Annotated in this window: 29 protein-coding genes; 23 read left to right on the top strand and 6 right to left on the bottom strand. The window is 67.8% G+C overall.

Annotation, left to right across the window (positions count from 1 at the left end):
- Positions 1-27 precede the first annotated feature (27 nt).
- Positions 28-306 (top strand): HU family DNA-binding protein, encoded by a 279-nt coding sequence (locus DIE13_RS27950; protein ID WP_006401505.1) that lies wholly within the window; start codon positions 28-30, stop codon positions 304-306.
- Between the two features lie 131 nt (positions 307-437).
- On the opposite strand, the gene DIE13_RS27945 is transcribed toward DIE13_RS27950, so the two are convergent.
- Positions 438-1751 carry a GTP-binding protein gene (locus DIE13_RS27945; protein WP_124830288.1) on the bottom strand — a complete coding sequence of 438 codons (1314 nt, stop codon included), beginning with the start codon at positions 1749-1751 and terminating at the stop codon, positions 438-440.
- A 159-nt stretch (positions 1752-1910) separates the two neighbouring features.
- Positions 1911-2360, bottom strand: coding sequence for a lytic transglycosylase domain-containing protein (locus DIE13_RS27940; protein ID WP_124830287.1), 450 nt, complete (start codon positions 2358-2360; stop codon positions 1911-1913).
- A 367-nt stretch (positions 2361-2727) separates the two neighbouring features.
- Between DIE13_RS27940 and gspD the strand changes: the two genes are divergently transcribed.
- The 3 genes from gspD to gspF are packed head-to-tail and all read left to right on the top strand — an operon-like array spanning position 2728 to position 7776.
- Positions 2728-5058, top strand: a complete 2331-nt coding sequence (gspD, locus tag DIE13_RS27935; RefSeq protein ID WP_124830286.1) for a type II secretion system secretin GspD — start codon at positions 2728-2730, stop codon at positions 5056-5058.
- Positions 5055-6554 (top strand): type II secretion system ATPase GspE, encoded by a 1500-nt coding sequence (gene gspE / locus DIE13_RS27930; protein WP_124830285.1) that lies wholly within the window; start codon positions 5055-5057, stop codon positions 6552-6554. Before gspD ends, gspE begins: the two co-directional genes overlap by 4 nt.
- A 4-nt stretch (positions 6555-6558) precedes the next feature.
- Positions 6559-7776: a type II secretion system inner membrane protein GspF gene (gspF, locus tag DIE13_RS27925; protein WP_124830284.1), complete on the top strand. Its 1218-nt coding sequence runs from the start codon at positions 6559-6561 to the stop codon at positions 7774-7776.
- Positions 7777-7806: 30 nt separating this feature from the next.
- Here gspF and DIE13_RS27920 read toward each other — a convergent pair whose 3' ends face one another.
- Positions 7807-8217, bottom strand: coding sequence for a general secretion pathway protein GspC (locus DIE13_RS27920; protein ID WP_124830283.1), 411 nt, complete (start codon positions 8215-8217; stop codon positions 7807-7809).
- Positions 8218-8398: 181 nt separating this feature from the next.
- On the opposite strand from DIE13_RS27920, the gene gspG reads away from it, so the two are divergent.
- From gspG to DIE13_RS27880, 8 genes are read left to right on the top strand one after another with little or no spacing between them, the layout of a single operon-like run.
- The gene (gene gspG, locus DIE13_RS27915) at positions 8399-8851 is read left to right on the top strand and encodes a type II secretion system major pseudopilin GspG (RefSeq protein ID WP_124830282.1); all 453 of its coding nucleotides are present in this window, start codon (positions 8399-8401) and stop codon (positions 8849-8851) included.
- Positions 8852-8895: 44 nt separating this feature from the next.
- Positions 8896-9435, top strand: a complete 540-nt coding sequence (locus DIE13_RS27910) for a GspH/FimT family pseudopilin (RefSeq protein WP_124830281.1) — start codon at positions 8896-8898, stop codon at positions 9433-9435.
- A 2-nt stretch (positions 9436-9437) separates the two neighbouring features.
- The gene (gene gspI / locus DIE13_RS27905) at positions 9438-9893 is read left to right on the top strand and encodes a type II secretion system minor pseudopilin GspI (protein WP_261323699.1); all 456 of its coding nucleotides are present in this window, start codon (positions 9438-9440) and stop codon (positions 9891-9893) included.
- A complete protein-coding gene (locus tag DIE13_RS27900; RefSeq protein ID WP_124830280.1) occupies positions 9871-10575 on the top strand; it encodes a type II secretion system protein J in 705 nt (234 codons plus the stop codon). The genes gspI and DIE13_RS27900 overlap by 23 nt, the downstream gene beginning before the upstream one ends.
- Positions 10576-10577: 2 nt before the next feature.
- Complete coding sequence (gene gspK / locus DIE13_RS27895; RefSeq protein ID WP_124830279.1) at positions 10578-11702, top strand: type II secretion system minor pseudopilin GspK; 1125 nt, start codon at positions 10578-10580, stop codon at positions 11700-11702.
- Between the two features lie 24 nt (positions 11703-11726).
- On the top strand, positions 11727-13100 hold the full coding sequence (gene gspL, locus DIE13_RS27890) for a type II secretion system protein GspL (RefSeq protein ID WP_124830278.1): 1374 nt from the start codon (positions 11727-11729) through the stop codon (positions 13098-13100).
- Entirely contained in the window at positions 13097-13603 is a 507-nt protein-coding gene (gene gspM, locus DIE13_RS27885) for a type II secretion system protein GspM (protein ID WP_124830277.1), read from the top strand. Before gspL ends, gspM begins: the two co-directional genes overlap by 4 nt.
- 31 nt (positions 13604-13634) lie before the next feature.
- Positions 13635-14423, top strand: a complete 789-nt coding sequence (locus DIE13_RS27880; RefSeq protein ID WP_124830276.1) for a type II secretion system protein N — start codon at positions 13635-13637, stop codon at positions 14421-14423.
- A 40-nt stretch (positions 14424-14463) separates the two neighbouring features.
- Here DIE13_RS27880 and DIE13_RS27875 read toward each other — a convergent pair whose 3' ends face one another.
- Both DIE13_RS27875 and DIE13_RS27870 read right to left on the bottom strand, forming a co-directional pair.
- Positions 14464-16023, bottom strand: coding sequence for an efflux transporter outer membrane subunit (locus tag DIE13_RS27875; RefSeq protein WP_124830275.1), 1560 nt, complete (start codon positions 16021-16023; stop codon positions 14464-14466).
- Between the two features lie 280 nt (positions 16024-16303).
- The gene (locus tag DIE13_RS27870) at positions 16304-16588 is read right to left on the bottom strand and encodes a multidrug ABC transporter ATPase (RefSeq protein ID WP_124830322.1); all 285 of its coding nucleotides are present in this window, start codon (positions 16586-16588) and stop codon (positions 16304-16306) included.
- A 176-nt stretch (positions 16589-16764) separates the two neighbouring features.
- Between DIE13_RS27870 and DIE13_RS27865 the strand changes: the two genes are divergently transcribed.
- On the top strand, positions 16765-17253 hold the full coding sequence (locus DIE13_RS27865) for a MarR family winged helix-turn-helix transcriptional regulator (RefSeq protein WP_096506756.1): 489 nt from the start codon (positions 16765-16767) through the stop codon (positions 17251-17253).
- A 179-nt stretch (positions 17254-17432) separates the two neighbouring features.
- Entirely contained in the window at positions 17433-18995 is a 1563-nt protein-coding gene (locus tag DIE13_RS27860) for a DHA2 family efflux MFS transporter permease subunit (protein WP_124830274.1), read from the top strand.
- A gap of 64 nt (positions 18996-19059) precedes the next feature.
- Here DIE13_RS27860 and DIE13_RS27855 read toward each other — a convergent pair whose 3' ends face one another.
- Positions 19060-19986 carry a LysR family transcriptional regulator gene (locus DIE13_RS27855; protein ID WP_124830273.1) on the bottom strand — a complete coding sequence of 309 codons (927 nt, stop codon included), beginning with the start codon at positions 19984-19986 and terminating at the stop codon, positions 19060-19062.
- Between the two features lie 141 nt (positions 19987-20127).
- On the opposite strand from DIE13_RS27855, the gene DIE13_RS27850 reads away from it, so the two are divergent.
- The 9 genes from DIE13_RS27850 (at position 20128) to fliR (ending at position 26031) form a co-directional block, all read left to right on the top strand.
- A complete protein-coding gene (locus DIE13_RS27850) occupies positions 20128-20604 on the top strand; it encodes a CidA/LrgA family protein (RefSeq protein WP_124830272.1) in 477 nt (158 codons plus the stop codon).
- A 13-nt stretch (positions 20605-20617) separates the two neighbouring features.
- The gene (locus DIE13_RS27845) at positions 20618-21340 is read left to right on the top strand and encodes an LrgB family protein (RefSeq protein ID WP_124830271.1); all 723 of its coding nucleotides are present in this window, start codon (positions 20618-20620) and stop codon (positions 21338-21340) included.
- Positions 21341-21543: 203 nt separating this feature from the next.
- Positions 21544-22080, top strand: coding sequence for a flagellar basal body-associated protein FliL (gene fliL, locus DIE13_RS27840; RefSeq protein WP_124830270.1), 537 nt, complete (start codon positions 21544-21546; stop codon positions 22078-22080).
- Between the two features lie 22 nt (positions 22081-22102).
- Positions 22103-23101, top strand: coding sequence for a flagellar motor switch protein FliM (gene fliM, locus DIE13_RS27835; RefSeq protein WP_124830269.1), 999 nt, complete (start codon positions 22103-22105; stop codon positions 23099-23101).
- Positions 23094-23564: a flagellar motor switch protein FliN gene (fliN, locus tag DIE13_RS27830; protein ID WP_096506765.1), complete on the top strand. Its 471-nt coding sequence runs from the start codon at positions 23094-23096 to the stop codon at positions 23562-23564. Before fliM ends, fliN begins: the two co-directional genes overlap by 8 nt.
- Complete coding sequence (gene fliO / locus DIE13_RS27825) at positions 23561-24130, top strand: flagellar biosynthetic protein FliO (protein ID WP_124830268.1); 570 nt, start codon at positions 23561-23563, stop codon at positions 24128-24130. Before fliN ends, fliO begins: the two co-directional genes overlap by 4 nt.
- Positions 24131-24166: 36 nt before the next feature.
- A complete protein-coding gene (gene fliP, locus DIE13_RS27820; RefSeq protein WP_124830267.1) occupies positions 24167-24928 on the top strand; it encodes a flagellar type III secretion system pore protein FliP in 762 nt (253 codons plus the stop codon).
- A 19-nt stretch (positions 24929-24947) separates the two neighbouring features.
- Positions 24948-25220 (top strand): flagellar biosynthesis protein FliQ, encoded by a 273-nt coding sequence (fliQ, locus tag DIE13_RS27815; RefSeq protein WP_006750427.1) that lies wholly within the window; start codon positions 24948-24950, stop codon positions 25218-25220.
- A gap of 28 nt (positions 25221-25248) precedes the next feature.
- Positions 25249-26031, top strand: a complete 783-nt coding sequence (fliR, locus tag DIE13_RS27810; RefSeq protein WP_124830266.1) for a flagellar biosynthetic protein FliR — start codon at positions 25249-25251, stop codon at positions 26029-26031.
- Positions 26032-26157: the final 126 nt, after the last annotated feature.

Genomic DNA, 26157 nt, shown 5'->3' with positions numbered 1-26157 from the left:
TCAACCTAACCTGAAAAAGGAACCTTAATGAACAAACAGGAACTGATCGACGCCGTCGCCGCCCAAACGGGCGCCAGCAAGGCTCAAACCGGCGAAACGCTGGACACGCTGCTCGAAGTCATCAAGAAGGCCGTGTCGAAGGGTGATGCGGTTCAGCTGATCGGCTTCGGCAGCTTCGGTTCGGGCAAGCGCGCAGCACGTACGGGCCGCAACCCGAAGACCGGCGAAACCATCAAGATCCCGGCAGCCAAGACGGTCAAGTTCACGGCTGGCAAGGCGTTCAAGGACGCCGTCAACAAGCGTTAAACCAGCGCCTGTTCAAAAAAAACCCGCCATTCGGCGGGTTTTTTGTTGGGCGCGCGCGGCATTTTTGCCACAGTCCGCGCCCGTCTTGCAAGAATTGACGGTTGTTTTACGCGAGCCGTTTTTACCGGCCGTTACGCGTGCACGATCTGCGCGTCGCCGGGATCTTCGTCGTCGTGCGCGTCGACGTCCCACGCTGGAAACGGATCGTCGAATGCGCTCCATTGCTCGGCGCCCAGCGCGAATTCCGTATCGGTGAGCAGGCACGCGTCGAGCTTCGCGCGCCATGCGTCGGCGTCGAGACCGATGCCGATCAGCACGAGTTCCTGACGACGATCGCCGACCGAGCGGTCGTCGAGATCACCCTGCCATTCCGCACGAATTTCGCCGAGCAGCTCGTCATCGTCCGGCCATTCCGCACGATCCTGCGCGGCCCACCAGAGGCCTGCGGGGCCGTGCCGGCATACGCCGCCCGCCTGCGACAGCGAACCTGCGATGTCGTTGCGCGTCGCGAGCCAGAAGAATCCCTTGCTGCGCAGCACGCCCGGCCACTCCCGATGCAGAAGCGCCCAGAGTCGCGCCGGATGAAACGGCCGGCGCGCACGGTAGACGAAATTACCGATGCCGAATTCGTCGGCTTCGCCGTGCACGTGCGCATGATGCGCATCGTGACAGTCGGGATCGTCGCAATCGGTGTGATCGTGATCGAGCGACGCGAGCCAGCCCGGCGCGTTCGCGGCTTCGTCGAAATCGAAACGGCCGGTGTTCAGCACTTCGGCGAGTGGCACATTGCCGAACGTCGATACGACCTGGTGCGCGCGCGGATTGAGCCGCGCGAGGATGTGCTGCAGGCGCGCGAGTTCGTCCGCGCCGACGAGATCGGCCTTGTTGATCACCAGCACGTCGCAGAATTCGATCTGCTCGATCAGCAGCTCGACGAGTGTGCGATCGTCTTCGTCCGACGCGGCGATGCCGCGCGCAGCGAGCGCATCGTCCGAACCGTAGTCGCGCAGAAAATTGAACGCGTCGACGACCGTGACGAGCGTGTCGAGCCGCGCGACGCTCGCCAGCGATGCGCCGTCGTCGTCGACGAACGTGAAGGTTTCGGCGATCGGCATCGGCTCGGCGATGCCGGTCGACTCGATCAAGATCGCATCGAAGCGGCCGTCCGCCGCGAGATTGCGGATTTCGACGAGCAGGTCGTCGCGCAGCGTGCAGCAGATGCAGCCGTTCGACATTTCGACGAGACGCTCTTCCACCTGCGACAGCGCCTGCGCATCGCGCACGAGCGATGCGTCGATGTTGACCGCCGCGAGATCGTTGACGATTACGGCGACCTTCAGGCCCGCGCGGTTCGCGAGGATATGTTTGAGCAGCGTGGTCTTGCCGGCGCCGAGAAAACCGGACAGCACGGTGACGGGCAACGGCTGGTTCATTGCCGGATTCATAGCGATATGCACCAACGGAAAAAATGAAAAAGCAGCCGCGACGCCCTTCAGGGGGCGCGATCGGCCAGAGGCCGGGCGAAACTGCGGCGTGAGCCCGCATTGTGCATCAAACGCGCGCCGGCCGAGCGGCACCGCGTCAGCGCGCGATGCGGCGCGGCGTCACCGGGTGGGCGGAAGCAGCTTCCACTGCGTCAGGATCCCGGCGATCTGCCGCGCGTACTTGTCGCGCAGCGACGGTGTTTCCGAATGATAGGCGCCGACGGCCTGCCATGTGTTGCCGTAGCGATTCATCTTCTGGCGCAAGTGCCACGCGGCGATGTAGACGTTCTTGCACGGCTCCATCAGCGTGTCGCGGCCGATGCCGTAGCGCGACAGCGTCGACAGGTGGATCGAGTTGATCTGCATCAGGCCGTAGTCGACCGAGCCGTTGTTGTTCTTGTTCAGCGCATCGGGCCGGTTGCGCGATTCCTGCCACGCGATCGCACGCAGGATCAGCGGATTGACCTTCTGGTACCGGGCGGCCTCGTCGAAACAATCCGCGCGCGCGTTTCCGCAGGCAAACCATACGCCGGCGGCGATCAGCGCGATCGAAGCGAACCGTCTGTTCATGGTGCGGAAACGAAAAGGAAATTGCGTGAGGGTCGGGAAAACCCGTGTTCTTTATTCGTGCGACGAGAAACGTGCCGCCCGTATCATACCGGCAGTCCGTCACGTCGCGACATACGGGAAGACGGCAGCCCGGTTATAGCGTATTTCCGCGTCGATTCATCGCAAATCGACGGCGATGACCGGAATGCCGACCAGGCGTCCAATCTTACATATCACATACACTGCGCCGGGTACATGTCGTATGTGAGACAGTCCTCGGATCAATGTGATATTTCGGACATGAAAAACTGCTAATGTCGCGCCTTTAGGACTTGGATCCCAGCACTACCGCCGGAAGTGGCCTGAGCCGGCATCGACCCATTCATCCATGACAAGAAATCGCTTCGTTATGCGGCGCGTTGCCACGACCCTGATCGCCGCCGGCATCATCGTCTCGCAGGCCGCCTACGCTCAGGTCACGCTCAATTTCGTGAATGCGGACATCGACCAGGTCGCCAAGGCGATCGGCGCCGCAACCGGCAAGACCATCATCGTCGACCCCCGCGTGAAGGGGCAGCTCAATCTCGTTGCCGAACGGTCGGTGCCGGAAGACCAGGCGCTGAAAACGCTGCAGTCGGCGCTGCGTATGCAGGGCTTCGCGCTCGTGCAGGATCACGGGGTGCTGAAGGTCGTGCCCGAGGCCGACGCGAAGCTGCAGGGCGTGCCGACCTATGTCGGCAACACGCCGCAGGCGCGCGGCGACCAGGTCATCACGCAGGTGTTCGAGCTGCACAACGAATCGGCGAACAACCTGCTGCCGGTGCTGCGGCCGCTGATCTCGCCGAACAACACGGTCACCGCCTACCCGGCGAACAACACGATCGTCGTCACCGATTACGCGGACAACGTTCGCCGCATCGCGCGGATCATCGCGGGTGTCGACAACGCCGCGGGCGCCCAGGTCCAGGTCGTGCCGCTGCGCAACGCGAACGCGATCGACCTCGCCGCGCAGATGCAGAAGATGCTCGATCCGGGCGCGATCGGCAACAGCGATGCGACGCTGAAGGTGTCGGTCACGGCCGACCCGCGTACCAATTCGCTGTTGCTGCGCGCATCGAGCGCCGCGCGCCTCGCTGCCGCCAAGCGCCTCGCGCAGCAGCTCGACGCGCCGAGCGCTGTGCCCGGCAACATGCACGTCGTGCCGCTGCGCAACGCGGATGCGGTGAAGCTCGCGAAGACGCTGCGCGGGATGCTCGGCAAGGGCGGCAACGACAGCGGCTCGTCGGCGTCATCCAACGATGCGAACAGCTTCAACCAGAGCGGTGGCTCGTCGTCGAGCGGCAACTTCTCGACCGGCACGTCCGGCACCCCGCCGCTGCCATCCGGTGGCCTCGGCAGCTCGTCTTCGTCGTCCTACGGCAGCGGCTCGTCGGGCAGCGGCGGCCTGGGCACGGCCGGCCTGCTCGGCGGCGACAAGGACAAGAGCGACGACAACCAGCCGGGCGGGATGATCCAGGCCGACGCGGCCACCAACTCGCTGATCATCACTGCATCCGATCCGGTCTACCGGAACCTGCGCTCGGTGATCGACCAGCTCGACGCGCGGCGTGCGCAGGTCTACATCGAAGCTCTGATCGTCGAGCTGAACTCGACGACACAGGGCAACCTCGGGATCCAGTGGCAGGTGGCGAGCGGCCAGTTCCTCGGCGGCACGAACCTGGCGGCCGTGGCCGGCAACGTGGCGGGCAACAGCATCATCAACCTGACGACGGGTACCTCGGGTACCACCGGCGCCGGCCTGGCGGCCAATCTGTCGACGCTCAACCAGGGCCTCAACATCGGCTGGCTGCACAACATGTTCGGCGTGCAGGGACTCGGTGCGCTGCTGCAGTACTTCTCGGGCGTGAGCGACGCGAACGTGCTGTCGACGCCGAACCTCGTCACGCTCGACAACGAGGAAGCGAAGATCGTGGTTGGCGAAAACGTGCCGATCGCGACCGGTTCGTATTCGAACCTGACGAGCGGCACGACGAGTAACGCGTTCAACACCTATGACCGGCGCGACGTCGGCCTGACGCTGCACGTGAAGCCGCAGATTACCGACGGCGGGATCCTCAAGCTGCAGCTCTATACCGAGGATTCGGCAGTTGTCGCCGGCACGACGAGCGCGCAGACCGGCCCGACCTTCACAAAGCGCTCGATCCAGTCGACGATCCTGGCCGACAACGGCGAGATCATCGTGCTCGGCGGCCTGATGCAGGACAACTATCAGGTATCGAACAGCAAGGTACCGCTGCTCGGCGACATTCCGTGGATCGGCCAGCTGTTCCGTTCGGAATCGAAGCAACGCCAGAAAACCAACCTGATGGTGTTCCTGCGCCCGGTGATCATCAGTGATCGCAATACCGCTCAGGAAGTCACGGCCAACCGCTACGACTACGTCCAGGGCGTGACGGGCGCATACAAGTCGGACAACAACGTGATGCGCGACAAGGACGATCCGGTCGTCCCGCCGATGCCGCTCGGCCCGAGCCAGGGCGGTACGCCGGCCGGCAACCTGTTCGATCTCGACAAGATGCGCCGTCAGCAGGTGCAGCGACAGGTGGTGCCGGTCCCGGCCCAGCCGATGCCGGAGCAGACGCCCGTGCAGCCGCAGAGCGTGCCGCAGCAGTCGGTGCCGCAACAACCGCTGACCGCCACGCCGGGAGTCTCGCAGTGAGCGACGTGCGCGCGTCCTCCGCCCCAGACGGCGCGCCGGGTGAGCGGCAGCCGCCGTCGCCGCTCGCCGCTCGCCTGTTGCCGTACGGCTTCGCGAAGAACGGCCAGGTGCTGATCGCGCACCAGCTCGACGACACGCTCGAGGTGTGGATCAGCGAACGCACGAGCGACGCGGCGCTCGCGGAAATCGCCCGCAACTTCGGCTCGATTTCCGTGCACCGCGTGCCGGCCGACGAGCTCGCGCAGGCGATCAACCAGGCCTACGCGCGCCAGGACGGCAGCGCCGCGCAGATCGTCGGCGAGGTCGAAGGCGAAGTCGACCTGTCGCGATTGATGCAGGACATCCCCGAAGTCGAGGATCTGCTCGAATCGGAAGACGACGCGCCGATCATCCGGATGATCAACGCGCTGCTCACGCAAGCGGCGCGCGAACAGGCGTCGGACATCCACATCGAGCCGTTCGAGAACGCGTCGGTCGTGCGCTTTCGCGTCGACGGCACGCTGCGCGACGTCGTGCGCCCGAAGAAGGCGCTGCACGGCGCGCTGATCTCGCGGATCAAGATCATGGCGCAACTCGACATTGCCGAGAAACGCCTGCCGCAGGACGGCCGCATCACGCTGCGCGTCGGCGGCCGGCCGGTCGACGTGCGCGTGTCGACGCTGCCGACCGGGCATGGCGAACGTGCGGTGCTTCGTCTGCTGGAAAAGGATGCGCAGCGGCTGAACCTCGAAGCGCTCGGGATGGGCCGCGACACGCTCGGCCAATTCGACAAGCTGATCGGCCGCCCGCACGGGATCGTGCTGGTAACGGGGCCGACCGGCTCGGGCAAGACGACGACGCTGTACGCGTCGATGTCGCGGCTCGAAACGGCGACGACCAACATCATGACCGTCGAGGATCCGATCGAATACGACCTGTCCGGCATCGGCCAGACGCAGGTGAACGAGCGGATCGGGATGACCTTCGCACGTGCGCTGCGTTCGATCCTGCGTCAGGACCCGGACGTGATCATGATCGGCGAAATCCGCGACCTCGAAACCGCGCAGATCGCGGTGCAGGCGTCGCTGACGGGCCACCTCGTGCTCGCGACGCTGCACACCAACGACGCGGCATCGGCGGTCACGCGTCTGACCGACATGGGCGTCGAGCCGTACCTGCTCGCGTCGTCGCTGCTCGGCGTGCTCGCGCAGCGTCTGGTGCGCCAGCTCTGCCCGGTGTGCAAGGAAGAACGGCAGGAAGAAGGCCGTACCGCGTGGCATCCGGTCGGCTGCGCGAAGTGCGGGCATTCGGGCTATGCGGGCCGGCGCGGCGTGTACGAGCTGCTGGTGATCGACGACGCGATCCGCTCGCTGATCCACCGCAACGCGGCCGACGCGGAAATTCTCGCCGCGGGCCGCGCGCAAGGCATGCGCACGCTGCGCGACGACGCCGAGCGCTGGCTCGCGGCCGGTGCGACGTCGCTCGAGGAAGTGTTGCGCGTGACGGGAGGCGCATAGCGCGATGCCGGCATTCCGTTTCGAAGCAATCGATTCGGCGGGGCGCGCGCAGAAAGGCGTGATCGATGCCGACAGCGCGCGCAACGCGCGGAGCCAGCTGCGCACGCAGGGGCTCACGCCGCTCGTCGTCGAACCCGCCGCCAGCGCAAGCCGCGGCGCGCGTTCGCAGCGGCTCGCGTTCGGCCGCAAGCTGTCGCAGCGCGAGCAGGCGATCCTCACGCGCCAACTCGCAAGCCTGCTGATCGCGGGGCTGCCGCTCGACGAGGCGCTCGGCGTGCTGACCGAGCAGGCCGAGCGCGACTACATCCGTGAACTGATGGCCGCGATCCGCGCCGAGGTGCTCGGCGGCCATTCGCTCGCGAATGCGCTGGGCCAGCATCCACGCGATTTCCCCGAAATCTATCGGGCGCTCGTCGCCGCGGGCGAGCACACCGGCAAGCTCGGCATCGTGCTGTCGCGCCTGGCCGACTACATCGAGCAGAGCAATGCGCTCAAGCAGAAGATCCTGCTGGCGTTCACGTATCCGGGCATCGTCACGCTGATCGCGTTCGGCATCGTCACGTTCCTGCTGAGCTACGTCGTGCCGCAGGTCGTGAACGTGTTCGCGAGCACGAAGCAGCAACTGCCCGTGCTGACGATCGTGATGATGGCGCTGTCGGACTTCGTGCGGCACTGGTGGTGGGCGATCCTGATCGCGGTCGCGCTGGTCGTGTGGTTCGTGAAGTCGACGCTGTCGCGCGACGGGCCGAGGCTTGCGTTCGACCGCTGGGTGCTGACCGCACCGCTCGCGGGCAAGCTCGTGCGCGGCTACAACACGGTGCGTTTCGCGAGCACGCTCGGCATTCTCACCGCGGCCGGCGTGCCGATCCTGCGCGCGCTGCAGGCGGCCGGCGAGACGCTATCGAACCGCGCGATGCGCGCGAACATCGACGATGCGATCGTGCGCGTGCGCGAAGGTTCCGCGCTGTCGCGCGCGCTGAACAACGTGAAGACCTTTCCGCCGGTGCTGGTGCACCTGATTCGCTCCGGCGAGGCGACGGGCGACGTGACGACGATGCTCGACCGCGCAGCGGAAGGCGAGGCGCGCGAGCTCGAGCGTCGCACGATGTTCCTGACGAGCCTGCTCGAGCCGCTCCTGATCCTGGCGATGGGCGGCATTGTGCTCGTGATCGTGCTGGCCGTGATGCTGCCGATCATCGAACTGAACAACATGGTGCAGTGACGGCCCGACGGTCGGTCAGGCCGGCGCCGTTCAGCGCATGTAGATCGCGGGGGACGGCGTGTTCGCGGGGAGCTGGATTTCGGCGCGGGCGCCGTTGCGGTCGACGATGATCGAGCGGCTGCGGACTTCGGCGAGTTTCGCGCCGGGCGTGACTTCCGCGCCGAGCGGCACCGCGCGCGGCGGCTCTCCGCCGACGCCGACGATCGCGGCGGCGCCGTGAGCGAGCGCGAGAATGCCGAACAGGTGGATGTCCTGCACGGGATTCTTGTCGAGCTGTCCGCCGAAGAGCGCGGCGGCGTCCTCGGTGCGGATCGGCAGCCGCGCGGCGGCGGCGGGCAGCGGCGCTTCACGGGCGGACAGCGTGACGACCCAGTAGGTGGCCGTCGCGCACAAACCCGCGAAGAGGGCGAGGGATAGGATCCGGATCGAGAGCGCGTTCATGCGCGCTATTGTACGGATGTATATGAAATTTGCGTTGGGTGAAAGCCCTCGGCAATGCGCGCCTTACAATGCGTGCTCCGTGCCCGGGGTGTCGGAAGCTTGTCGTCAGGCAAGCATTCCGGAATGCACACCGGGTGCGTCACTCAATCGACGACATTTTTTTGGAAAGAGGTAGTCAGTCATGCAAACGTGGATCACTCGCCGTAATGCGGCCGTGCGCCGTCAGCGCGGTTTCACGCTGATCGAGATCATGGTGGTGGTCGCGATCCTCGGGATCCTGGCGGCACTGATCGTGCCGAAGATCATGAGTCGCCCCGACGAGGCGCGCCGTATCGCCGCGAAGCAGGACATCGGCACGATCATGCAGGCGCTCAAGCTGTACCGTCTCGACAACGGCCGCTATCCGACCCAGGAACAGGGCCTGACCGCGCTGATCCAGAAGCCGACCACCGATCCGATCCCGAACAACTGGAAGGACGGCGGCTATCTCGAGCGCCTGCCGAACGATCCGTGGGGCAACGGGTACAAGTACCTGAACCCGGGCGTGCACGGCGAGATCGACGTGTTCAGCTACGGCGCCGACGGCAAGGAAGGCGGCGACGGCAACGACACCGACATCGGTTCGTGGCAGTAAGCGTGCGCTGACCGGCCCGACTTCCGTTCCCGTTCTTCATTTTCATGCCCGCCCTTCGCACGCCGTTGCGCTCAGCTCGCGACAGTCGCGCCGGCCATGTGCGGCGCGGCGCGGCCATGGCTGCCGCGCCAACGCGCGCACACGGCTTCACGCTGCTCGAGATGCTCGTCGTGCTCGTGATCGCGGGCCTCCTGGTGTCGCTCGCGTCGCTGTCGCTCACGCGCAATCCGCGTACCGACCTGCGCGAGGAGGCGCAGCGCATCGCGCTGCTGTTCGAGACCGCCGGCGACGAAGCACAGGTGCGCGCACACCCGATCGCGTGGCAGCCCACCGCACACGGCTTCCGTTTCGACGTGAGCTCGCCCGACGGCTGGCGCACGCTGCGCGACGACCTGCTGCGCCCGCGCGACTGGGACGGCGGCGTCACGAGCGCCGAGATCGACTATCCGGGGTCCGACACGCATGCGAGCCGCGTCGTGTTCGGCACCGAAAGCATCGACACGCCAGTGCGCGTGACGCTGCATTCGGCCGTCGGCAGCGCGACGATCGTCGGCACCGGCAACGGTCGTTACGAGGTGCAGTGACGATGCGTCGTCGTATGCCCTTCCCGCTTGCTTCGTTCCGCTTCTCGAAAGGGTTTCGCTCGGGGCGCGCCAACGGCACTTTCTCCGGCGCACGCGGCTTCACCATGATCGAGGTGCTCGTCGCGCTCACGATCATCGCCGTCGCGCTCGCCGCGTCGATCCGTGCGGTCGGCACGATGGCGACCAATGCGTCCGATCTCCATCGCCGGCTGCTCGCCGGTTGGAGCGCGGACAATGCGCTCGCGCAATTGCGGCTCACGCATGCGTGGCCGGAGGTCGGCGAGCAGAGTTTCGACTGTTCGCAAGGCAACGTGCAGCTCGTCTGCACGCAGCGTGTGAGCACGACGCCGAACCCCGTGTTCCGGCGCGTGCAGGTTTCGGTGAGCATGCCGGGGCGCGCCGGCGTGCTCGCACAGATGGTGACGGTGGTCGCGAATGAAACCAGCCGTCCGCTCTGACGCGCCGCCGCGGCGCCGGCCCGCGCGTTTCGTCGGCTCGCGCCGCGTGCGCGGCTTCACGCTGATCGAACTGATGATCGCGATCGCGATCCTCGCGGTGGTCGCAATCCTCGCGTGGCGCGGGCTCGACCAGATCATGCGCGGTCGCGACAAGGTCGCGTCCGCGATGGAAGACGAGCGCGTGTTCGCGCAGATGTTCGACCAGATGCGCATCGACGCGCGGCTCGCCGCGACCGACGACGAGGCCGGCCAGCCGGCGATCGGCGTCGCCGGCAACACGTTGCAGATCGTTCGCGAGCTCGACGTGCCGGGCGCCGCGCCGCGGCTGCAGGTGGTCCGTTACCGGATCGCCGGCGGGCGCGTCGTGCGTTATGCGTCGCCGCCGATCGACGATGCGAACCGGCTGCACGACGTGCTGAAGGACAGCAGCGTCGACGGCTGGAGCGGGGTCGCATTGATGGGCGGCGTCGGTGCGATCGACGCGAAACTGTACGTGCCGCGCGTGGGCTGGACCACCAATCTGCAGACGGCCAACGACGCGCTCGCGCAGAACAACGATGCGCTGAAGGTGCCGCAGATCGGCAACGCGCCGCCGACGCGCGCGGTGACGGGGCTGCAGGTCAGCATCGGCGCGACGTCGCTGCGCGTGCCCGTCACGCGTATCTTCCTCGTCGGGGAATGACGATGCCCGCGCGCCCTCCCCGTTTCCGGTTCGCCGCCCGCGCCGCCACGCGCGTGCCGGCGCGCGGACGCCGCGAACGCGGCGCGGCGATCATCACCGCGCTGCTTGTCGTCGCGCTGTCGGCGATCCTCGTGTCGGGCATGCTGTGGCGCCAGCAGGTGCAGATTCGCCGCATCGAGAACCAGCGCGTGCTTGCGCAGGCGCAGTGGGTCGCGCGCGGTGCGCTCGACTGGACGCGGATGATCCTGCGCTCCGAAGGCGACACGGCGCCCGGCATCACCTATCTCGGCGGGATCTGGGCCGTGCCGATCGCGAAGACCAAGCTGTCCGACTTCCTCGGCCGGATCGGCGCGCCCAACGACGGCGGTGGCGAAGACACCTACATCTCCGGATCGATCGAGGATGCGCAGGCGAAGTTCAACCTGCGCAACCTCGTGTCGTCGCCGGCGCCCGGCGTGCTGCAACTCAACGTGATGCAGCTCCAGGCGTTCCAGCGGCTGCTGGCGACGCTCGGCTACGACGGCGCGCTCGCGAAGCGGATCGCGCTGCAGATGCGCGCGGGCCTCATGCATTCGGCAACGCGTTTCCAGACGCCGACGCTGCCCGGCGCCGGGACGGCCGCCACCGCGCCGGTGCCCGGCGGCGACATGGCAGGCAACTTCACCGACGACCCGGGGATGTCCGGCGGCGACCGCGGGCCCGCCCCGCTCATGATGACGGGCGTCGACAGCCTGCTCGACGTCGACGGCGTGACGCCCGAGATGGTCGCGCGGCTGCGCCCGTTCGTCACCGTGCTGCCGACCACGACGCCCGTGAACATGAACACCGCGCCGGCCGAGGTGATCGCCGCACTCGTGCCGGGGATGAGCGTGTCGTCGGCGCAGGCGCTCGTGTCGCGCCGCGAGACCGTGTTTTTCCGCAACGTCGGCGACGTGCAGCTCGCGCTGCGCGGTGCCGGCGCGCCGAACGTGACGATCGACTCGAGCCTCGTCGACGTCAATTCGAGTTACTTCATCGTGCATGGCCGGATCCAGCATGATCGCGCGGAGGTCGATCGCACCTCGCTCGTGTATCGTGATCCGACCACGCACTCGACGCGGGTCGTGCGCATCCGCGACCAGCTATAACGACGCCATCCGGGAGAGGAGCTCTTGAGCACGCTGATTGTTTCTTTGCCGCCGCGCGAGCCGGCCGTGCCGTTACAGGAATGGCAGTGGCCCGAGCTGCCGTTTACGCTCGTCGACAAGGCCGGCCACGTGCAGCGTGCGGGCCGCGCCGCGCTCACGCTGTTGCCGCGCGCGAACGCGACGGTGCTGATCGTCGCCGCGCGCGACGTGCTGCTGCTGGCCGCGACCGTGCCGCCGCTCAAGGGGCCGAAGCTGCGCCAGGCGTTGCCCAACATCGTCGAGGATCAGCTGATCCAGGATCCGGCAGGCTGCCACATCGCGCTCGATCCGGCCGCACTGCCCGACGGGCGCCGTGTGCTGGCCGTCGTCGACCGCGCGTGGTTCCGCACGATCTGCGACGCGTTCACCGCAGCCGGCCACCGGCACCTGAGCGCGGTGCCGGCGACGCGCTGCCTGCCAGCGCCGCGCGCCGCGGCGGCGCAAGCTGCCCCGGACACGCCTGCCGACGGTGACACCGCGCAAGCCACCGCGATCACGGATGCGGCCGAGCCGCTCGCGCGCCCGACCGCGGTGGCCGCTGTGCTTGGCCTCGCGACCGCAGTCGAACCGGTGCTCGTCGAAGCCGGCGCGCAGCCGGCCGCGGCCGGTGCGCCGCGCCTCGAACTCGCGATCGCGCGCGGCGCGCTCGGCGAAGGCTTTGCGGCGCCTGCCGCGCGCGCCAGCGGCACGCTCGCCGCGCTCTCGGGCGGCGGCGATGTCGAGCTGTACGAACTCGGCGAACCGGGCGCGGAGCCGCGGCTCGCATCGGTCGGCCCCAGCGACGGCCCGCTGCTGCCGGGTGCGCAGCCGCTGTCGTTCGACGCATTTGCGCGACGCGCGCTGAGCGAGCGCCTGGATCTGTGCCAGTTCGAATTCGAATCGCAGCCGTGGCGCTTCGACCGGGCGACGCTGAAGCGCCTGCGCGTGCCGATCGCACTCGCCGCGGCGACGCTCGGCGTCGCCGTGATCGGGATGAACCTGCACTGGTGGAAGCTGTCGCGCGAACGCGATGCGCTGTCCGCGCAGATCACCGAGACGTTGCTGTCCGCATTCCCGAAGACGACCACGGTGCTCGATCCGCCCGCGCAGATGCAGCGCCAGCTCGATCAGTTGCGCCTCGCGGCGGGCGAGCTGTCGCCGAACGATTTTCTCGCGCTGTCGAGCGGGCTGTCGCGTTCGATGGGCGCGCTGCCGCTGAACGGGATCGCATCGCTCGATTATCACGACCGGCGGCTTGACGTCGGCTTCAAGCCGGAGGTCAAGGTGGACCCCGATTTCCCGCAGCGTCTCGCACGCAACGGGCTGGCCGGCGAAGTCGACAGCAGCACCGGCAAATGGACGATCCGGAGCCGCTCATGAACACCGAACAACTGAACCAGGCATTCGCGCAGTTCTGGGGCGAGCGCTCGCAGCGCGAAAAGATGCTGCTCGGCTGGGGCGGCGCCGTGCTGGCCGTCGCGATCGCGTATTCGGTGCTGTGGTCGCCCGCGCAGGAAGGCAGCGCGCGGATCCGCAACACGCTGCCGACGATGCGCCGCGAGCTCGCGGAGATGACCGCGCAGGCCAACGAGGCGAAGTCGCTGACGGCCGCCGCGCAAGGCGTCGCGCCGACCGGGCTGGCGCTGAAGGACGCGCTTGCCGCATCGCTGTCCGATCACGGGCTGCAGGGCGCGCAGGCGCAGGTCGTCGGCAACGGCGTGCAGATCCAGATGAAGAACGTGCCGTTCCCGGTGTGGACGCAGTGGCTCGACGACGCGCGCCGGCAGTTCAAGGTGCAGGTCGGCGAAGCGCACGTGACCGGGCTGAAAGAAGACGGCCAGGTCGACCTGACGGCCGTGATGCAACCCTCGATGCAGAAATGACGCAGTGGATGAAACACGCAGCAGTCGGCCGATGAGGCCGGGGATCAGGCGGCTCGTCGCCGCATTGCCGTGGGTGGCGGCAGGCGGGCTCGCGACGGCGGTGACGCTCGTCGCGCTCGCGCCGGCCGCATGGATCGCGCCGCAGTTCGCGCGCGCGACCGGCGGGCACGTGAATCTCGTCGATCCGGACGGATCGCTGTGGCAGGGTTCCGGCACGCTGATGCTCGCGCCGGGCGCGGACCAGAGCGCAGCGACGCTGCTGCCGGGCCGCGTCGAATGGACGACGCGCTTCTGGCCGCTCCTCACCGGCCGCGTGCGGATGCACATGCGGCAGACCGAGGCGATGCCCGATGCGGTCACGCTCGACGCGACGTGGCGCGGCGCGGTGCTGTCGGCGGGCACGATGGCCGTGCCCGCGTCGCTGCTCGCCGGGCTCGGCACGCCGTTCAACACGCTCGACCTGCAGGGCGACGTGCGGCTCGGCTGGACCGACTGGCGCCTGCTCGGCAACAACGCGTACGGCCAGCTGACGGTGACGATCGATTCGATGAGTTCGCGCGTGTCGCGCGTGAAGCCGCTCGGGTCGTACCGTGCGGTGCTGCAGGCGAAGGGGACGGGGGCCGATCTCGACCTGTCGACGACGCAGGGGCCGCTGTTCCTCGAGGGGCACGGCAGCTTCGGCCCCGGTCAGGGATCGTTCCGCGGCACCGCGCATGCGGCGCCGGAGCAGCAGGCGAACCTCGCCGGGCTGCTGAACCTGCTCGGTCATCCGATCGGCAACAACCAGGTGTCGCTGATCTTCGGCGACGCGATGCGCTGACGCGCACAGCAGCGTCGCCTTTTCCGTTCCTGCTTCTACTCTACTTCTGCGCGAGCGGCGCGGTGGCCACTGGCGCGGTTGCAGCCGGCAACGCGGCCCCCGACGCCGGTGCCGGCGCGGCCATGTCGCCGGTTTCGCGCGCCATCTCCGACGTATTCCAGCCGCCGCCGAGCGCCTTCACGAGCCCGACCGACGACACCATCCGCTGGCCGGCGATCGTCGCGAGCTTCTGCTGCGCGGTGAACGCCGTGGTCTGTGCGCTCAGCACGTTCAGATACGCGACCGTGCCGGCCTTGTACTGGTTCGTGACGATCGCGAGCGAGTGCTCGGCGCTGTCGACGGCCTGCCGCTGCACGTCCACTTCCTGCGCGAGGATGCGTTGCGACGCAAGGTTGTCCTCAACGTCCTGGAATGCGGTGAGCACCGCGAGGCGATACGCGGCGACGTTCTCGTCGTAGGTCGCGCGGGCGGCGTCGGTCTGCGCGGCGCGCAGGCCCGCGTCGAACAGCGTCGCGGCGAGTTGCGGGCCGACCGTCCAGAACCGTGCGGGCAGCGTGAACAGTTGCGACCACACGGAGCTCTGGAAGCCGCCGCTCGCCGACAGCGTGAGCGTCGGGAAGAACGCGGAAATCGCGACGCCGATCTGCTCGTTCGCGGAGGCCGCGCGGCGTTCGGCCGCCGCGATGTCGGGCCGGCGCTCGAGCACTGCGGACGGCACGTCGACCGGCGTGATCGGCGGTTCGGCCGTGAGCGGGGCCGGTGGCAGCGAGAACGTGGACGCAGGTTCGCCGACCAGCGTCGCGATCGCATGCTCGTACTGCGCGCGTGCGACGCCGTTGTCGATCGACGCCGCCTGCGCGCTCTGCAGCTGCGTCTGCGCCTGGATCACGTCCGCGCGCGCGGCCACGCCTTGCGCGTACTGGTTCTGCGTGAGCTTCAGCGATTCGCCGTACGACTTCACGGTGTCGTCGAGCAGTTTCTGCAGCGCATCGGACGTGCGCAACTGGAAATAGGTTTGCGCGAGCAGCGCCTGCTGCGACAGCCGCGCGTTCGCGAGATCGGCCGCGGCGGCCGCTTCGCCGGCGCGCTGCGCGCTGACGGTGCGGCTCACCTTGCCCCACAGGTCAGGTTCCCAGCTCGCATCGAGGCCGACACTGTAACTGTTGCTGATCGACGAGCTGCTGCTGAAATTCGACGACGTGCCCGACGACACCGACGTACGGCCCGCGCGGGAACGCGAGCCCGATGCGGTCAGCCCGACGGTCGGGAAATACGCGGCGCGCGCCTCGGTGACGAGTGCACGGGCCTGCCGGTACGCGGCGGCCGATTGTGCGATGGTCTGGTTCGACGCGTTGAGCTTGTCGATCAGCGCGTCGAGCTGCGGATCGTTGTAGACCGTCCACCACGGGCCGCGGTCGGTGCGGTCGGCAGGCTGCGCGACCTTCCAGCCGGCCGGCGCTTCTTTGTATGCGGCGGGGATCGACGTGTCGGGCCGATGGTAGTCGGGCCCGACGGCGCAGCCGGCGAGCAGCACGGCCGTCGCAACGGCGACGGCGGCGCTCAGCGGGCGAAGGGCGCGCGGGAGGGGGGCGTACGGCATCGTGGTTTTCCTGTCTGGGCGCGACGGCCGGCGAGCGGCGTCGCGCGATGCGGTCGTTGTGCCGCTGGCGGACAAATGGTAACTGACGGCGGGGTTGCTGCGCAGCCCCAAGGGTACGGTGTGCAACGGCACGAATGTGTTACCGGCGCGACCGGCCGGTTTACCGGCCATTACGGATCGCTTGCGGGTGTGACAGGCGCGCGGCGGGCACGACGACGGGCCGCGCATCGCGCGGCCGGTGCCCGGTCAGGATGGCGGGAGCGGCGTGATGACGGTGGCGTCAGTGGCAGCGCACGGGCACCGGGACGGATTCGGCGGCGGACCGCCATGACGACGGCTCCGTGGCCGACGGCTGGCCCGTGCGGCGGACGGCGCCCTTCGCATTGCGCTGCCGGCGATGATCGAACCATGCGAACCCGAGCGCCGCGAGCGACCCTCCCGGCACCACCAGCATCGTCACGTACAGCGCGATCTTCCAGCCGCGGTGCGGCCCGGAAACCACGTGATGAGCGGTATCGGTCAGGTTGCGGCGCAGCGCGCCGGCGGCATTTTTCAGGGACAGCATCGCGAACATCCTCGGGGTGCCCGGCAGCGCGGGCGAAGCGGTCAGAACATCGTCTCCGGCAGTGCAACATGCACGTCGTAACTGATTGACTGAAATAATATTGACTAAGCAATCATTTTTCAAGATACTGGGCGCGTTTTGACCTGAAACGCACTGTTGCTGCGCGCGCAAATCGCATGAACGGCGGCCTCTACGATCCCGACACCATCGCACTGGAAACGAGCCTCGGTTATTACCTGACCAAGGCCCGGCAGGCGCTCGTCGAGCGGATGGACCGCGCGCTCGAGCCATTCGACCTCACCGCGCAGCAGATCGGCGTGATCCTGCTGTTGTCGCGCGGCTATGCCCGCACGCCGTTCGAGCTGTCGCGCAAGATGTCGTACGACAGCGGATCGATGACGCGGATGCTCGACCGCCTCGAGCGCAAGGGCCTGGTCGCGCGCTCGCGCAGCGAACAGGACCGCCGGATGATCGAGCTGACGCTCACCGAGCGCGGCGCCGACGCGGCCCGCGCGCTGCCGTCGCTGATCGCCACCGCGCTGAACGCGCAACTCGCCGGCTTCTCGGCCGACGAACTCGCGATGCTCACCGGCCTGCTGCAACGCTTCATCGCGAACGGGCCCGGCGACGCGGGCTGTCCGACTCCCGACGACCCCGATCGCTGAGCGCACGGAGACACGATGTCTAGGTTAAGCATTCGCTTATTTATCTGTCTGGGCAGAAGATGACGAGGCACGTGGTCTTTCGCTTCCCTGCTACCCTGTTCCATCCGGACGGGCCGCGCGGTATCGCGCGCCCGTGCGTTGTGCCGGCGCGTCGCGCGCGCCGCGTCTAGGAGATTCCGATGTCCGCCACCACGGCATCCGCCGCGCCGTCCGCGGCCGAACCCGCACCGCTCACCGGTGGCGCGCTCGCGCTGCTTACCGTCGGGCTCGCGCTCGGTACCTTCATGGAAGTGCTCGACACGTCGATCGCGAACGTCGCGGTGCCGACCATCTCGGGCAGCCTCGGCGTCGCGACGAGCGAAGGCACGTGGGTGATCTCGTCGTATTCCGTCGCGTCCGCGATTGCGGTGCCGCTCACGGGCTGGCTCGCCCGGCGGGTCGGCGAGGTGCGCCTGTTCACGTTGTCGGTGCTGGCGTTCACGATTGCATCGGCGCTGTGCGGCTTCGCGTCGAACTTCGAGACGCTGATCGCGTTCCGGCTGCTGCAGGGTCTCGTGTCGGGCCCGATGGTGCCGTTGTCGCAGACGATCCTGATGCGCAGCTATCCGCCCGCGAAACGCGGGCTCGCGCTCGGGCTATGGGCGATGACAGTGATCGTCGCGCCGATCTTCGGCCCGCTACTGGGCGGCTGGATCAGCGACAACTACACGTGGCCGTGGATCTTCTACATCAACCTGCCGATCGGCATCTTCTCCGCGGCCTGCGCGTATTTCCTGCTGCGCGGCCGCGAGACGAAGACGACCAAGCAGCGGATCGACGCGATCGGCCTCGCGCTGCTCGTGATCGGCGTGTCGTGCCTGCAGATGATGCTCGACCTCGGCAAGGACCGCGACTGGTTCAACTCGACCTTCATCGTCGCGCTCGCGCTGATCGCGGTCGTGTCGCTCGCGTTCATGCTCGTTTGGGAAGCAACGGAGAAGGAGCCGGTGGTCGACCTGTCGCTCTTCAAGGACCGCAACTTCGCACTCGGCGCGCTGATCATCTCGTTCGGCTTCATGGCGTTCTTCGGCTCGGTCGTGATCTTTCCGCTGTGGCTGCAGACGGTGATGGGCTACACGGCCGGCAAGGCGGGCCTCGCGACCGCGCCGGTCGGGCTGCTCGCGCTGGTGCTGTCGCCGTTGATCGGGCGCAACATGCACCGGCTCGACCTGCGGATGGTGGCGAGCTTCGCGTTCATCGTGTTCGCGATCGTGTCGGTCTGGAACTCGACGTTTACGCTCGACGTGCCGTTCAACCACGTGATCCTGCCGCGGCTCGTGCAGGGTATCGGCGTCGCGTGCTTCTTCGTGCCGATGACGACGATCACGCTGTCGAGCATCCCGGACGAGCGGCTCGCGAGCGCGTCGGGGCTGTCGAACTTCCTGCGCACGCTGTCGGGCGCGATCGGAACCGCGGTCAGCTCGACGTTCTGGGAGAACGACGCGATCTACCACCACGCGCGGCTGTCGGAATCGGTGAGCGTCTACGCGCAGAACACGACCGACTACCAGGGAGCGCTCGCGCAGCTCGGCATCGTCGGGCAGACGGCCAATGCGCAGCTCAACCAGCTCGTCACGCAGCAGGGCTTCATGATGGCGACCAACGATTTCTTCCACCTGTCGGCGGGCGTGTTCATCGTACTGGCGGCGCTCGTATGGATCACGAAGCCGAAGAAGGGCGCGGGGCCGGCGATGGGGCATTGAACGCGCGGCGGGCGGGCGCTCCCCGTCCGTTCGCCGCCGCGCTCGCCCGCCCGCGTGGCCGGCATCACTCCCTCGCGCGCAATCCCCCGAACGCGAGATCGTCGCCCGACGCGATCGGCAGCGTCGCCCGCGCGACCTCGAGCCATGCCCGCGCCGCGTGCGACAGATACCCCTTCTTCAGCCAGCCGAGCGCGATCGCCCATGTGATCTCCGGCTCGACGATCGGCCGGCACGTGAACTGCCGCGTGTCGAGCCGGCGGCAGTACGGCTCCGGCAACAGCGCGATGCCGACGCCCGCATGCACGAGCGCCGCCATGAAATCCCAGTGACCGCTGCGGCTCACGATCGACGGCGTGAAGCCGGCCTGCCGGCACGCGTCGAGCACCGCGTCGTGCAGCGCGAGGCTTTCCGCATAGAACACGAACGACTCGCGGGCGAGGTCGGCGAGCGGCACGGCCGCGTGATCCTCCCAGCGCGACTCGCGCGGCGCAACGAGCCACAGCGGTGCATGCACCATCGGCAGCCGGTCGAATGTGCCGGGGTCGACCGGCTCCAGCAGCCCGCCGAGTTCCAGCTCGCCCGACGTCAGCGCGGCCTCGATCATCCGCGCGCCCTGCTCGAACAGCTTCAGCTCGATGTTCGGATAGCGCTGCTTGTAGGCGGCGATGATCGGCGTGAACAGCGACCCTCCGAGCGGCGGAATGCCGATCGTCAGCTCGCCGCGCCCTAGCGTGCCGAGATCGTTCAGCTCCGACTGCAGTTGCGCCTGCGCGGCGAGCACGTCCTGGCCGCGCTGGAACACGATCCGCCCCGCGTCGGTCAGCACCATCTGCCGGCCGTCGCGCAGCAGCAGCGGCGAGCCGATCTCGTCCTCGAGCGCCTTCACCATCTTGCTGATGGTCGGTTGCGTGACGAACAGGCGGTCGGCGGCCGCTGTGAAGCTCTGCTGACGGACCACCTCGACGAAGTACCGCAGCGCGCGCAATTCCATCGATCACTCCCCAGATTGGTGCGGCAAGCCGCAACTGAATTCCGAATTGGAATGACAAGGATAGAGACAAGTCATTTTATTTATGGTTAGGGGAAACCCTATACTGAGGCCATCGACAGACTTATCCGTATGGAGCCCGCCATGAACAAGCCGACCGCTACGACCGTCGCCCGCCCCGCCGCTTCAGGCAACGTTGCGCGCACCGGCCGGATCGTGCTGCAGGCCGCCGCGCTCGGCGTGCTGTGGATGGGGGTCGACTGGGCCGTGCGCGCGGTCGGGCTGCCGGTGCCGTCCGGCGTAATCGGTCTCGCGGTGCTGCTCGCGCTGCTGTTCTCGGGCCGCGTTGCGCCGGCATGGGTGAAGGACGGCGCGAACTGGCTGCTATCCGACATGCTGCTGTTCTTCGTGCCGGCCGCCGTCGCGGCGGTTCAGTACGGCGGGCTGTTCCGCGAGGACGGCTGGCGCATCGCGCTGGTCATGCTTGCTGGCACCGCATTCGTGATGGTCGCGGTGGCCGTCGCGGTCGACCTCGCCGCGAAGCTCGAACGCCGGCTCGCCGCGCAGCGCGTGTTTGCCGAACGCCGCCGCGCCCGCCTCGCCGCCGTGTCGGTCCACTGAGCCGGAGCCCGCGATGTTTACGCTGCCGTCGAACCTGTCCGCCGACCACGTGAATACCGCGATCTCCGTCGGCTGCTTCGTGCTGACGGTCGTGCTGTATTTCGCGTCGAAGCGGCTCTACGCGTACAAGAAGACGCTGCTGTTCTCGCCGCTCGTGTTCGTGCCGGGCGTGCTGGTGCTGCTCGTCCTGCTGACCGGCACGCCGTATTCGGTCTATTTCCGCGACACGCGCTGGCTGATGTGGCTGCTCGGCCCGGCGACGATCGCGTTCGCGGTGCCGATCTACGAGTATCGCGACCTGATCCGCCGCCACTGGCTGTCGCTGTCGGTCGGCGTCGCGGTCGGGATCGGCGCGGGCGTGTGCGGGTCGCTGCTGCTCGCGAAGCTGCTGCATCTGTCGCCGGAGCTGCAGCGCTCGCTGATGACGCGTTCGGTCTCGACCCCGTTTGCGCTCGCCGTGTCCGACAAGATCCACGCGCCGAAGGACCTCACCGCGCTGTTCGTGATCGCGACCGGCATCTGCGGGATGCTGCTCGGCGAAATCGTGCTGGCGCTGGTGCCGATGCGCACGCGGCTCGCGCGCGGTGCGCTGTTCGGCGCCGCTGCCCACGGCGTGGGCACTGCGAAGGCGCGCGAGATCGGCAGCGAGGAAGGCGTCGTGTCGAGCCTCACGATGATGATCGCGGGTGTCGCGATGGTGCTGATCGCGCCGCTGCTGTCGTTGCTGCCGACCTGACGATGTCCGGGCGGGCGCCGTTGCCGGCCCGGCCCGCCGTTTCCATTCGCAGCCCGGGCGCCCGCCGGCCGTGCCGCGTTCCGCATGGCCGCTTCCCCGCCGCTGCCACCCTGCATCGAGCCGACACCCGGCCGACAATCGGCTGAGATAGCCGCAAATCCCCCCTCTTTTCCACCCATCGCGCCCGGCCCGGATGCCGAACAATGCATGCTACGAGATATCACGCACGCATTCACATGGCCTCCACGACCGCAAACCCGACTGCCGACAAGCCGGCTTCGTCGGGCAAGTTCAAGCGCATCGCGCTCATCGCCGTCATCGCGCTGGGCGCTGCCGCCGCTGCCGCCGCCGGCATGTACGTGTTCATGAGCAAGGCAGGCGTCGGCCATCCGGGCACGCACGCCGAGCCTGCGCCGCTCGCCGCGCCGGTGTTCTTCCCGCTCGACCCGCTGACCGTGAACCTGCAGTCGGACGACGGCATGCAGCACTACCTGCGCGTGGGCCTGTCGCTGAAGCTCACCGACCCGAAGGTGCAGGAGCAACTGACCGCGCGGATGCCCGAAATCCGCAGCCGGATCCTGCTCGCGCTGTCGAACAAGCATCCCGAGGATCTCGCGACGCCGGACGGCAAGCGTGCGCTCGCGAAGGAACTGCGGGATCTGATCGGGCAACCGACGCAGCCGGGCAACGAGCGCGCGAAGGTCGACGACGTGCTGTTCACCGAATTCGTCGTCCAGTAACGCGGCCGAAAAAGGAGCGCGCATGGGCCACCAGGAGTTCATGTCCCAGGAGGAGGTCGACGCCCTCCTCAAGGGCGTCACGGGCGAAACCGATACAGTCGACGAGCAGCGCGACACGTCGGGCGTCCGCCCCTATGACATCGCGACGCAGGAACGGATCGTCCGCGGCCGGATGCCCGGTCTCGAGATCATCAACGACCGCTTCGCGCGGCTGCTGCGGATCGGCATCTTCAACTTCATGCGGCGCACGGCGGAAATTTCCGTGAGCCAGGTGAAGGTGCAGAAGTACAGCGAGTTCACCCGCAACCTGCCGATTCCGACCAACCTGAATCTGGTGCACGTGAAGCCGCTGCGCGGCACGTCGCTGTTCGTGTTCGATCCGAACCTCGTGTTCTTCGTCGTCGACAACCTGTTCGGCGGCGACGGGCGTTTTCACACCCGCGTCGAGGGCCGCGATTTCACGGCAACCGAGCAGCGGATCATCGGCAAGCTGCTGAACCTCGTGTTCGAGCAGTACGCGAGCGCGTGGAAGAGCGTGCGGCCGCTGCAGTTCGAATTCCTGCGCTCGGAGATGCACACGCAGTTCGCGAACGTCGCGACGCCGAACGAGATCGTGATCGTCACGCAGTTCTCGATCGAGTTCGGGCCGACCGGCGGCACGCTGCACATCTGCATGCCGTACTCGATGATCGAGCCGATCCGCGACGTGCTGAGTTCGCCGATCCAGGGCGAGGCGCTCGAAGTCGACCGCCGCTGGGTGCGCGTGCTGTCGCAGCAGGTACAGGCCGCCGAGGTCGAGCTGAGCGCGGATCTCGCCGAGATCTCGACGAACTTCGAGAAACTCCTGAACCTGCGTACGGGCGACGTGCTGCCGCTGGAAATCGCGGACACGATCGTCGCGAAGGTCGACGGCGTGCCGGTGATGGAGTGCGGTTACGGCATTTTCAATGGTCAATATGCGTTGCGCGTGCAGAAGATGATCAGCGCAAGCGACACGATGAAGGAAGGTGGATATGAGTGAGCTGAACCAGACGCCCGATCTCGACCCGCAGGCGCTCGCCGACGCCGCACTCGCGGAATCGGCCGCCGCCGCGCAGGCAGATCCAGGCATGGACGACTGGGCCGCCGCGCTCGCCGAGCAGAACCAGCAGCCGGTGCAGGCAGGCGCGACGGGCGCCGGCGTGTTCCAGCCGCTGTCGAAGGCCGCGCCGAGTTCGACGCACAACGACATCGAGATGATTCTCGACATCCCGGTCAAGATGACCGTGGAGCTGGGCCGCACGAAGATCGCGATCCGCAACCTGCTGCAGCTCGCGCAGGGGTCGGTCGTCGAGCTCGACGGCCTCGCCGGCGAGCCGATGGACGTGCTCGTGAACGGCTGCCTGATCGCGCAGGGCGAAGTGGTCGTCGTCAACGACAAGTTCGGCATCCGGCTGACCGACATCATCACGCCGGCCGAACGCATCCGGAAGCTGAATCGATGAAAGCCGCGCCGTTCGGCCGGCGCATGTGCCGCGCGACTGCAGCGGCGGCGGCCGGCGCCGCATCGCTCGCCTGCGCGCCGGCCGGCGCGGCCGACATGAACGCGGTGAACCACGCCGGCGCGATCGCGTCGGGCGTGATCGTCGGTTCGGCCGCACCGTCGCTCGGTGTCGGCGCGGTGCTGCAGACGCTCGTCGGGCTCGCGGTCGTGATCGGTCTCGTGTTCGGCTGCGCGTGGCTCGCGCGCCGCTTCGGGTTCCAGCCCGCGCGGCGCGGCGGCCCGCTGAAGGTCGTGTCGAGCGTCGGGCTCGGCGCGAAGGAAAGCGCGACGATCGTCGAGATCGGCGACACCTGGCTCGTGCTCGGCGTCGCGCCGGGCAACGTGCGGCTGCTGCATACGCTGCCGGCCGGCTCGGCCGCCGCATTGACGGCGGCGTCGGCCCCGGCCGATGCACCCGCCGGCGCCGCACCGGCCGACCGCGGACTGCCCGGCACGTTCGGCGCGCGCTTTCGCGACGCGCTCGCGGGCGAAGCCGCGAAGCGACTCGGGCGCGGCAAGGACCGCTGACATGCCGCCGTGCCCTCTTTCCGTTCCTGCATTCCGATGAAACACGAATTCCTGCGCTGCACGGCGCGCTTCGCGCCCGTGCTGATCCTCGGCCTCGCCCCCGCGCTTGCCTGCGCGCAGGCGGCCGGCCTGCCCGCGTTCAACACGAGCCCGGGCCCGAACGGCGGCACCACCTATTCGCTGAGCGTGCAGACGATGCTGCTGCTCACGATGCTGTCGTTCCTGCCGGCGATGCTGCTGATGATGACGAGCTTCACGCGCATCATCATCGTGCTGTCGCTGCTGCGCCAGGCGCTCGGCACCGCGACGACGCCGCCGAACCAGGTGCTGGTCGGCCTCGCGATGTTCCTTACCTTCTTCGTGATGTCGCCGGTGCTCGACCGTGCCTACACCGACGGCTACAAGCCGTTCTCCGACGGCGCGATGCCGATGGAGCAGGCCGTGCAGCGCGGCGTCGCGCCGTTCAAGACCTTCATGCTGAAGCAGACCCGCGAGACCGATCTCGCGCTGTTCGCGAAGATCTCGAAGGCCGCGCCGATGCAGGGCCCGGAAGACGTGCCGCTGTCGCTGCTGGTGCCCGCATTCGTCACGAGCGAGTTGAAGACCGGCTTCCAGATCGGCTTCACGATCTTCATCCCGTTCCTGATCATCGACATGGTCGTCGCGAGCGTGCTGATGTCGATGGGGATGATGATGGTGTCGCCATCCACCGTGTCGCTGCCGTTCAAGCTGATGCTGTTCGTGCTGGTCGACGGCTGGCAGCTGCTGATCGGCTCGCTCGCGCAGAGTTTCATGTGAGCGGCGGAGGAATCGCGCGATGACACCCGAACAAGTGATGACGCTGGCGCACCAGGCGATGATGGTCGGCCTGCTGCTCGCCGCGCCGCTGCTGCTGGTCGCGCTCGCGGTCGGCCTGGTCGTGAGCCTGTTCCAGGCCGCGACGCAGATCAACGAATCGACGCTGTCGTTCATCCCGAAGCTGCTCGCGGTGGCCGCGACGCTCGTGATCGCCGGCCCGTGGATGCTGACGACGATGCTCGACTACCTGCGGCAGACGCTGCTGCACGTCGCGACGCTCGGCGCCGGTTGACCGGCAGGCCAGGCCCGGTTCCACGGCGATGTTCTCGGTTACCTACGCGCAGCTCAACGGCTGGCTGACCGCCTTCCTGTGGCCGTTCGTGCGGATCCTCGCGCTCGTCGCGACGGCCCCCGTCGTCGGTCACGCGTCGGTGCCGGTGCGCGTGAAGATCGGCGTGGCCGCGTTCATGGCGCTGGTCGTCGCGCCGACGCTCGGTGCAATGCCCGGCGTCACCGTATTCTCCGCGCAGGGCATCTGGATCATCGTCACGCAGTTCCTGATCGGCGCGGCGATGGGCTTCACGATGCAGATCGTGTTCGCGGCCGTCGAGGCGGCCGGCGACTTCATCGGGCTGTCGATGGGGCTCGGCTTCGCGACCTTCTTCGACCCGCATTCGAACGGCGCGACGCCGGTGATGGGCCGGTTCCTGAACGCGATCGCGATGCTCGCGTTCCTCGCGGTGGACGGCCACCTGCAGGTCTTCGCGGCGCTCGCCGCGTCGTTCCAGTCGCTGCCGGTGTCCGCCGGCCTGCTGCACGCGCCCGGCTGGCGCACGCTCACCGCCTTTGGTGCGACCGTGTTCGAGATGGGGCTGCTGCTCGCGCTGCCGGTGGTCGCGGCGCTCCTGATCGCGAACCTCGCGCTCGGGATCCTGAACCGCGCGGCGCCGCAGATCGGCATCTTCCAGATCGGCTTTCCGGTCACGATGCTGGTCGGACTGTTGCTCGTGCAACTGATGATCCCGAACCTCGTGCCATTCGTGTCGCATCTGTTCGACATCGGGCTCGACGCGATGGGGCGGGTGCTGCTGGGCTGGCGCTAGCAGGCCGTTGAAATACCCCCGCCGATCCGTCACGATGTAGCGAACCCGATCCCAAGGCACGAAGGCAGCATGCGAGGCACCGACAGCTACAACGAATCCCTGTTCAGTACAGTCAGACTGGAGGAG

This window comes from Burkholderia sp. Bp9016, from assembly GCF_003857765.1.
Taxonomy (GTDB): Bacteria; Pseudomonadota; Gammaproteobacteria; order Burkholderiales; family Burkholderiaceae; genus Burkholderia.
The sequence above is the reverse complement of the archived record's forward strand: the minus strand, read 5'-3'. Positions and strand labels throughout refer to the sequence as shown.

Coding starts and splice junctions, on each gene's coding strand:
- DIE13_RS27850 (WP_124830272.1), top strand. CDS start 20,128: ATGAACAAGCCGACCGCTACGACCGTCGCCCGCCCCGCCGCTTCAGGC.
- fliM (WP_124830269.1), top strand. CDS start 22,103: ATGGGCCACCAGGAGTTCATGTCCCAGGAGGAGGTCGACGCCCTCCTC.
- DIE13_RS27870 (WP_124830322.1), bottom strand. CDS start 16,588: ATGCTGTCCCTGAAAAATGCCGCCGGCGCGCTGCGCCGCAACCTGACC.
- fliL (WP_124830270.1), top strand. CDS start 21,544: ATGCATGCTACGAGATATCACGCACGCATTCACATGGCCTCCACGACC.
- fliN (WP_096506765.1), top strand. CDS start 23,094: ATGAGTGAGCTGAACCAGACGCCCGATCTCGACCCGCAGGCGCTCGCC.
- gspF (WP_124830284.1), top strand. CDS start 6,559: ATGCCGGCATTCCGTTTCGAAGCAATCGATTCGGCGGGGCGCGCGCAG.
- fliO (WP_124830268.1), top strand. CDS start 23,561: ATGAAAGCCGCGCCGTTCGGCCGGCGCATGTGCCGCGCGACTGCAGCG.
- gspM (WP_124830277.1), top strand. CDS start 13,097: ATGAACACCGAACAACTGAACCAGGCATTCGCGCAGTTCTGGGGCGAG.
- DIE13_RS27950 (WP_006401505.1), top strand. CDS start 28: ATGAACAAACAGGAACTGATCGACGCCGTCGCCGCCCAAACGGGCGCC.
- gspD (WP_124830286.1), top strand. CDS start 2,728: ATGACAAGAAATCGCTTCGTTATGCGGCGCGTTGCCACGACCCTGATC.
- gspI (WP_261323699.1), top strand. CDS start 9,438: ATGCGTCGTCGTATGCCCTTCCCGCTTGCTTCGTTCCGCTTCTCGAAA.
- DIE13_RS27845 (WP_124830271.1), top strand. CDS start 20,618: ATGTTTACGCTGCCGTCGAACCTGTCCGCCGACCACGTGAATACCGCG.
- fliP (WP_124830267.1), top strand. CDS start 24,167: ATGAAACACGAATTCCTGCGCTGCACGGCGCGCTTCGCGCCCGTGCTG.
- gspG (WP_124830282.1), top strand. CDS start 8,399: ATGCAAACGTGGATCACTCGCCGTAATGCGGCCGTGCGCCGTCAGCGC.
- DIE13_RS27875 (WP_124830275.1), bottom strand. CDS start 16,023: ATGCCGTACGCCCCCCTCCCGCGCGCCCTTCGCCCGCTGAGCGCCGCC.
- DIE13_RS27920 (WP_124830283.1), bottom strand. CDS start 8,217: ATGAACGCGCTCTCGATCCGGATCCTATCCCTCGCCCTCTTCGCGGGT.
- DIE13_RS27855 (WP_124830273.1), bottom strand. CDS start 19,986: ATGGAATTGCGCGCGCTGCGGTACTTCGTCGAGGTGGTCCGTCAGCAG.
- DIE13_RS27865 (WP_096506756.1), top strand. CDS start 16,765: ATGAACGGCGGCCTCTACGATCCCGACACCATCGCACTGGAAACGAGC.
- gspK (WP_124830279.1), top strand. CDS start 10,578: ATGCCCGCGCGCCCTCCCCGTTTCCGGTTCGCCGCCCGCGCCGCCACG.
- DIE13_RS27940 (WP_124830287.1), bottom strand. CDS start 2,360: ATGAACAGACGGTTCGCTTCGATCGCGCTGATCGCCGCCGGCGTATGG.
- DIE13_RS27860 (WP_124830274.1), top strand. CDS start 17,433: ATGTCCGCCACCACGGCATCCGCCGCGCCGTCCGCGGCCGAACCCGCA.
- fliR (WP_124830266.1), top strand. CDS start 25,249: ATGTTCTCGGTTACCTACGCGCAGCTCAACGGCTGGCTGACCGCCTTC.
- DIE13_RS27910 (WP_124830281.1), top strand. CDS start 8,896: ATGCCCGCCCTTCGCACGCCGTTGCGCTCAGCTCGCGACAGTCGCGCC.
- DIE13_RS27945 (WP_124830288.1), bottom strand. CDS start 1,751: ATGAATCCGGCAATGAACCAGCCGTTGCCCGTCACCGTGCTGTCCGGT.
- fliQ (WP_006750427.1), top strand. CDS start 24,948: ATGACACCCGAACAAGTGATGACGCTGGCGCACCAGGCGATGATGGTC.
- DIE13_RS27900 (WP_124830280.1), top strand. CDS start 9,871: ATGAAACCAGCCGTCCGCTCTGACGCGCCGCCGCGGCGCCGGCCCGCG.
- DIE13_RS27880 (WP_124830276.1), top strand. CDS start 13,635: ATGAGGCCGGGGATCAGGCGGCTCGTCGCCGCATTGCCGTGGGTGGCG.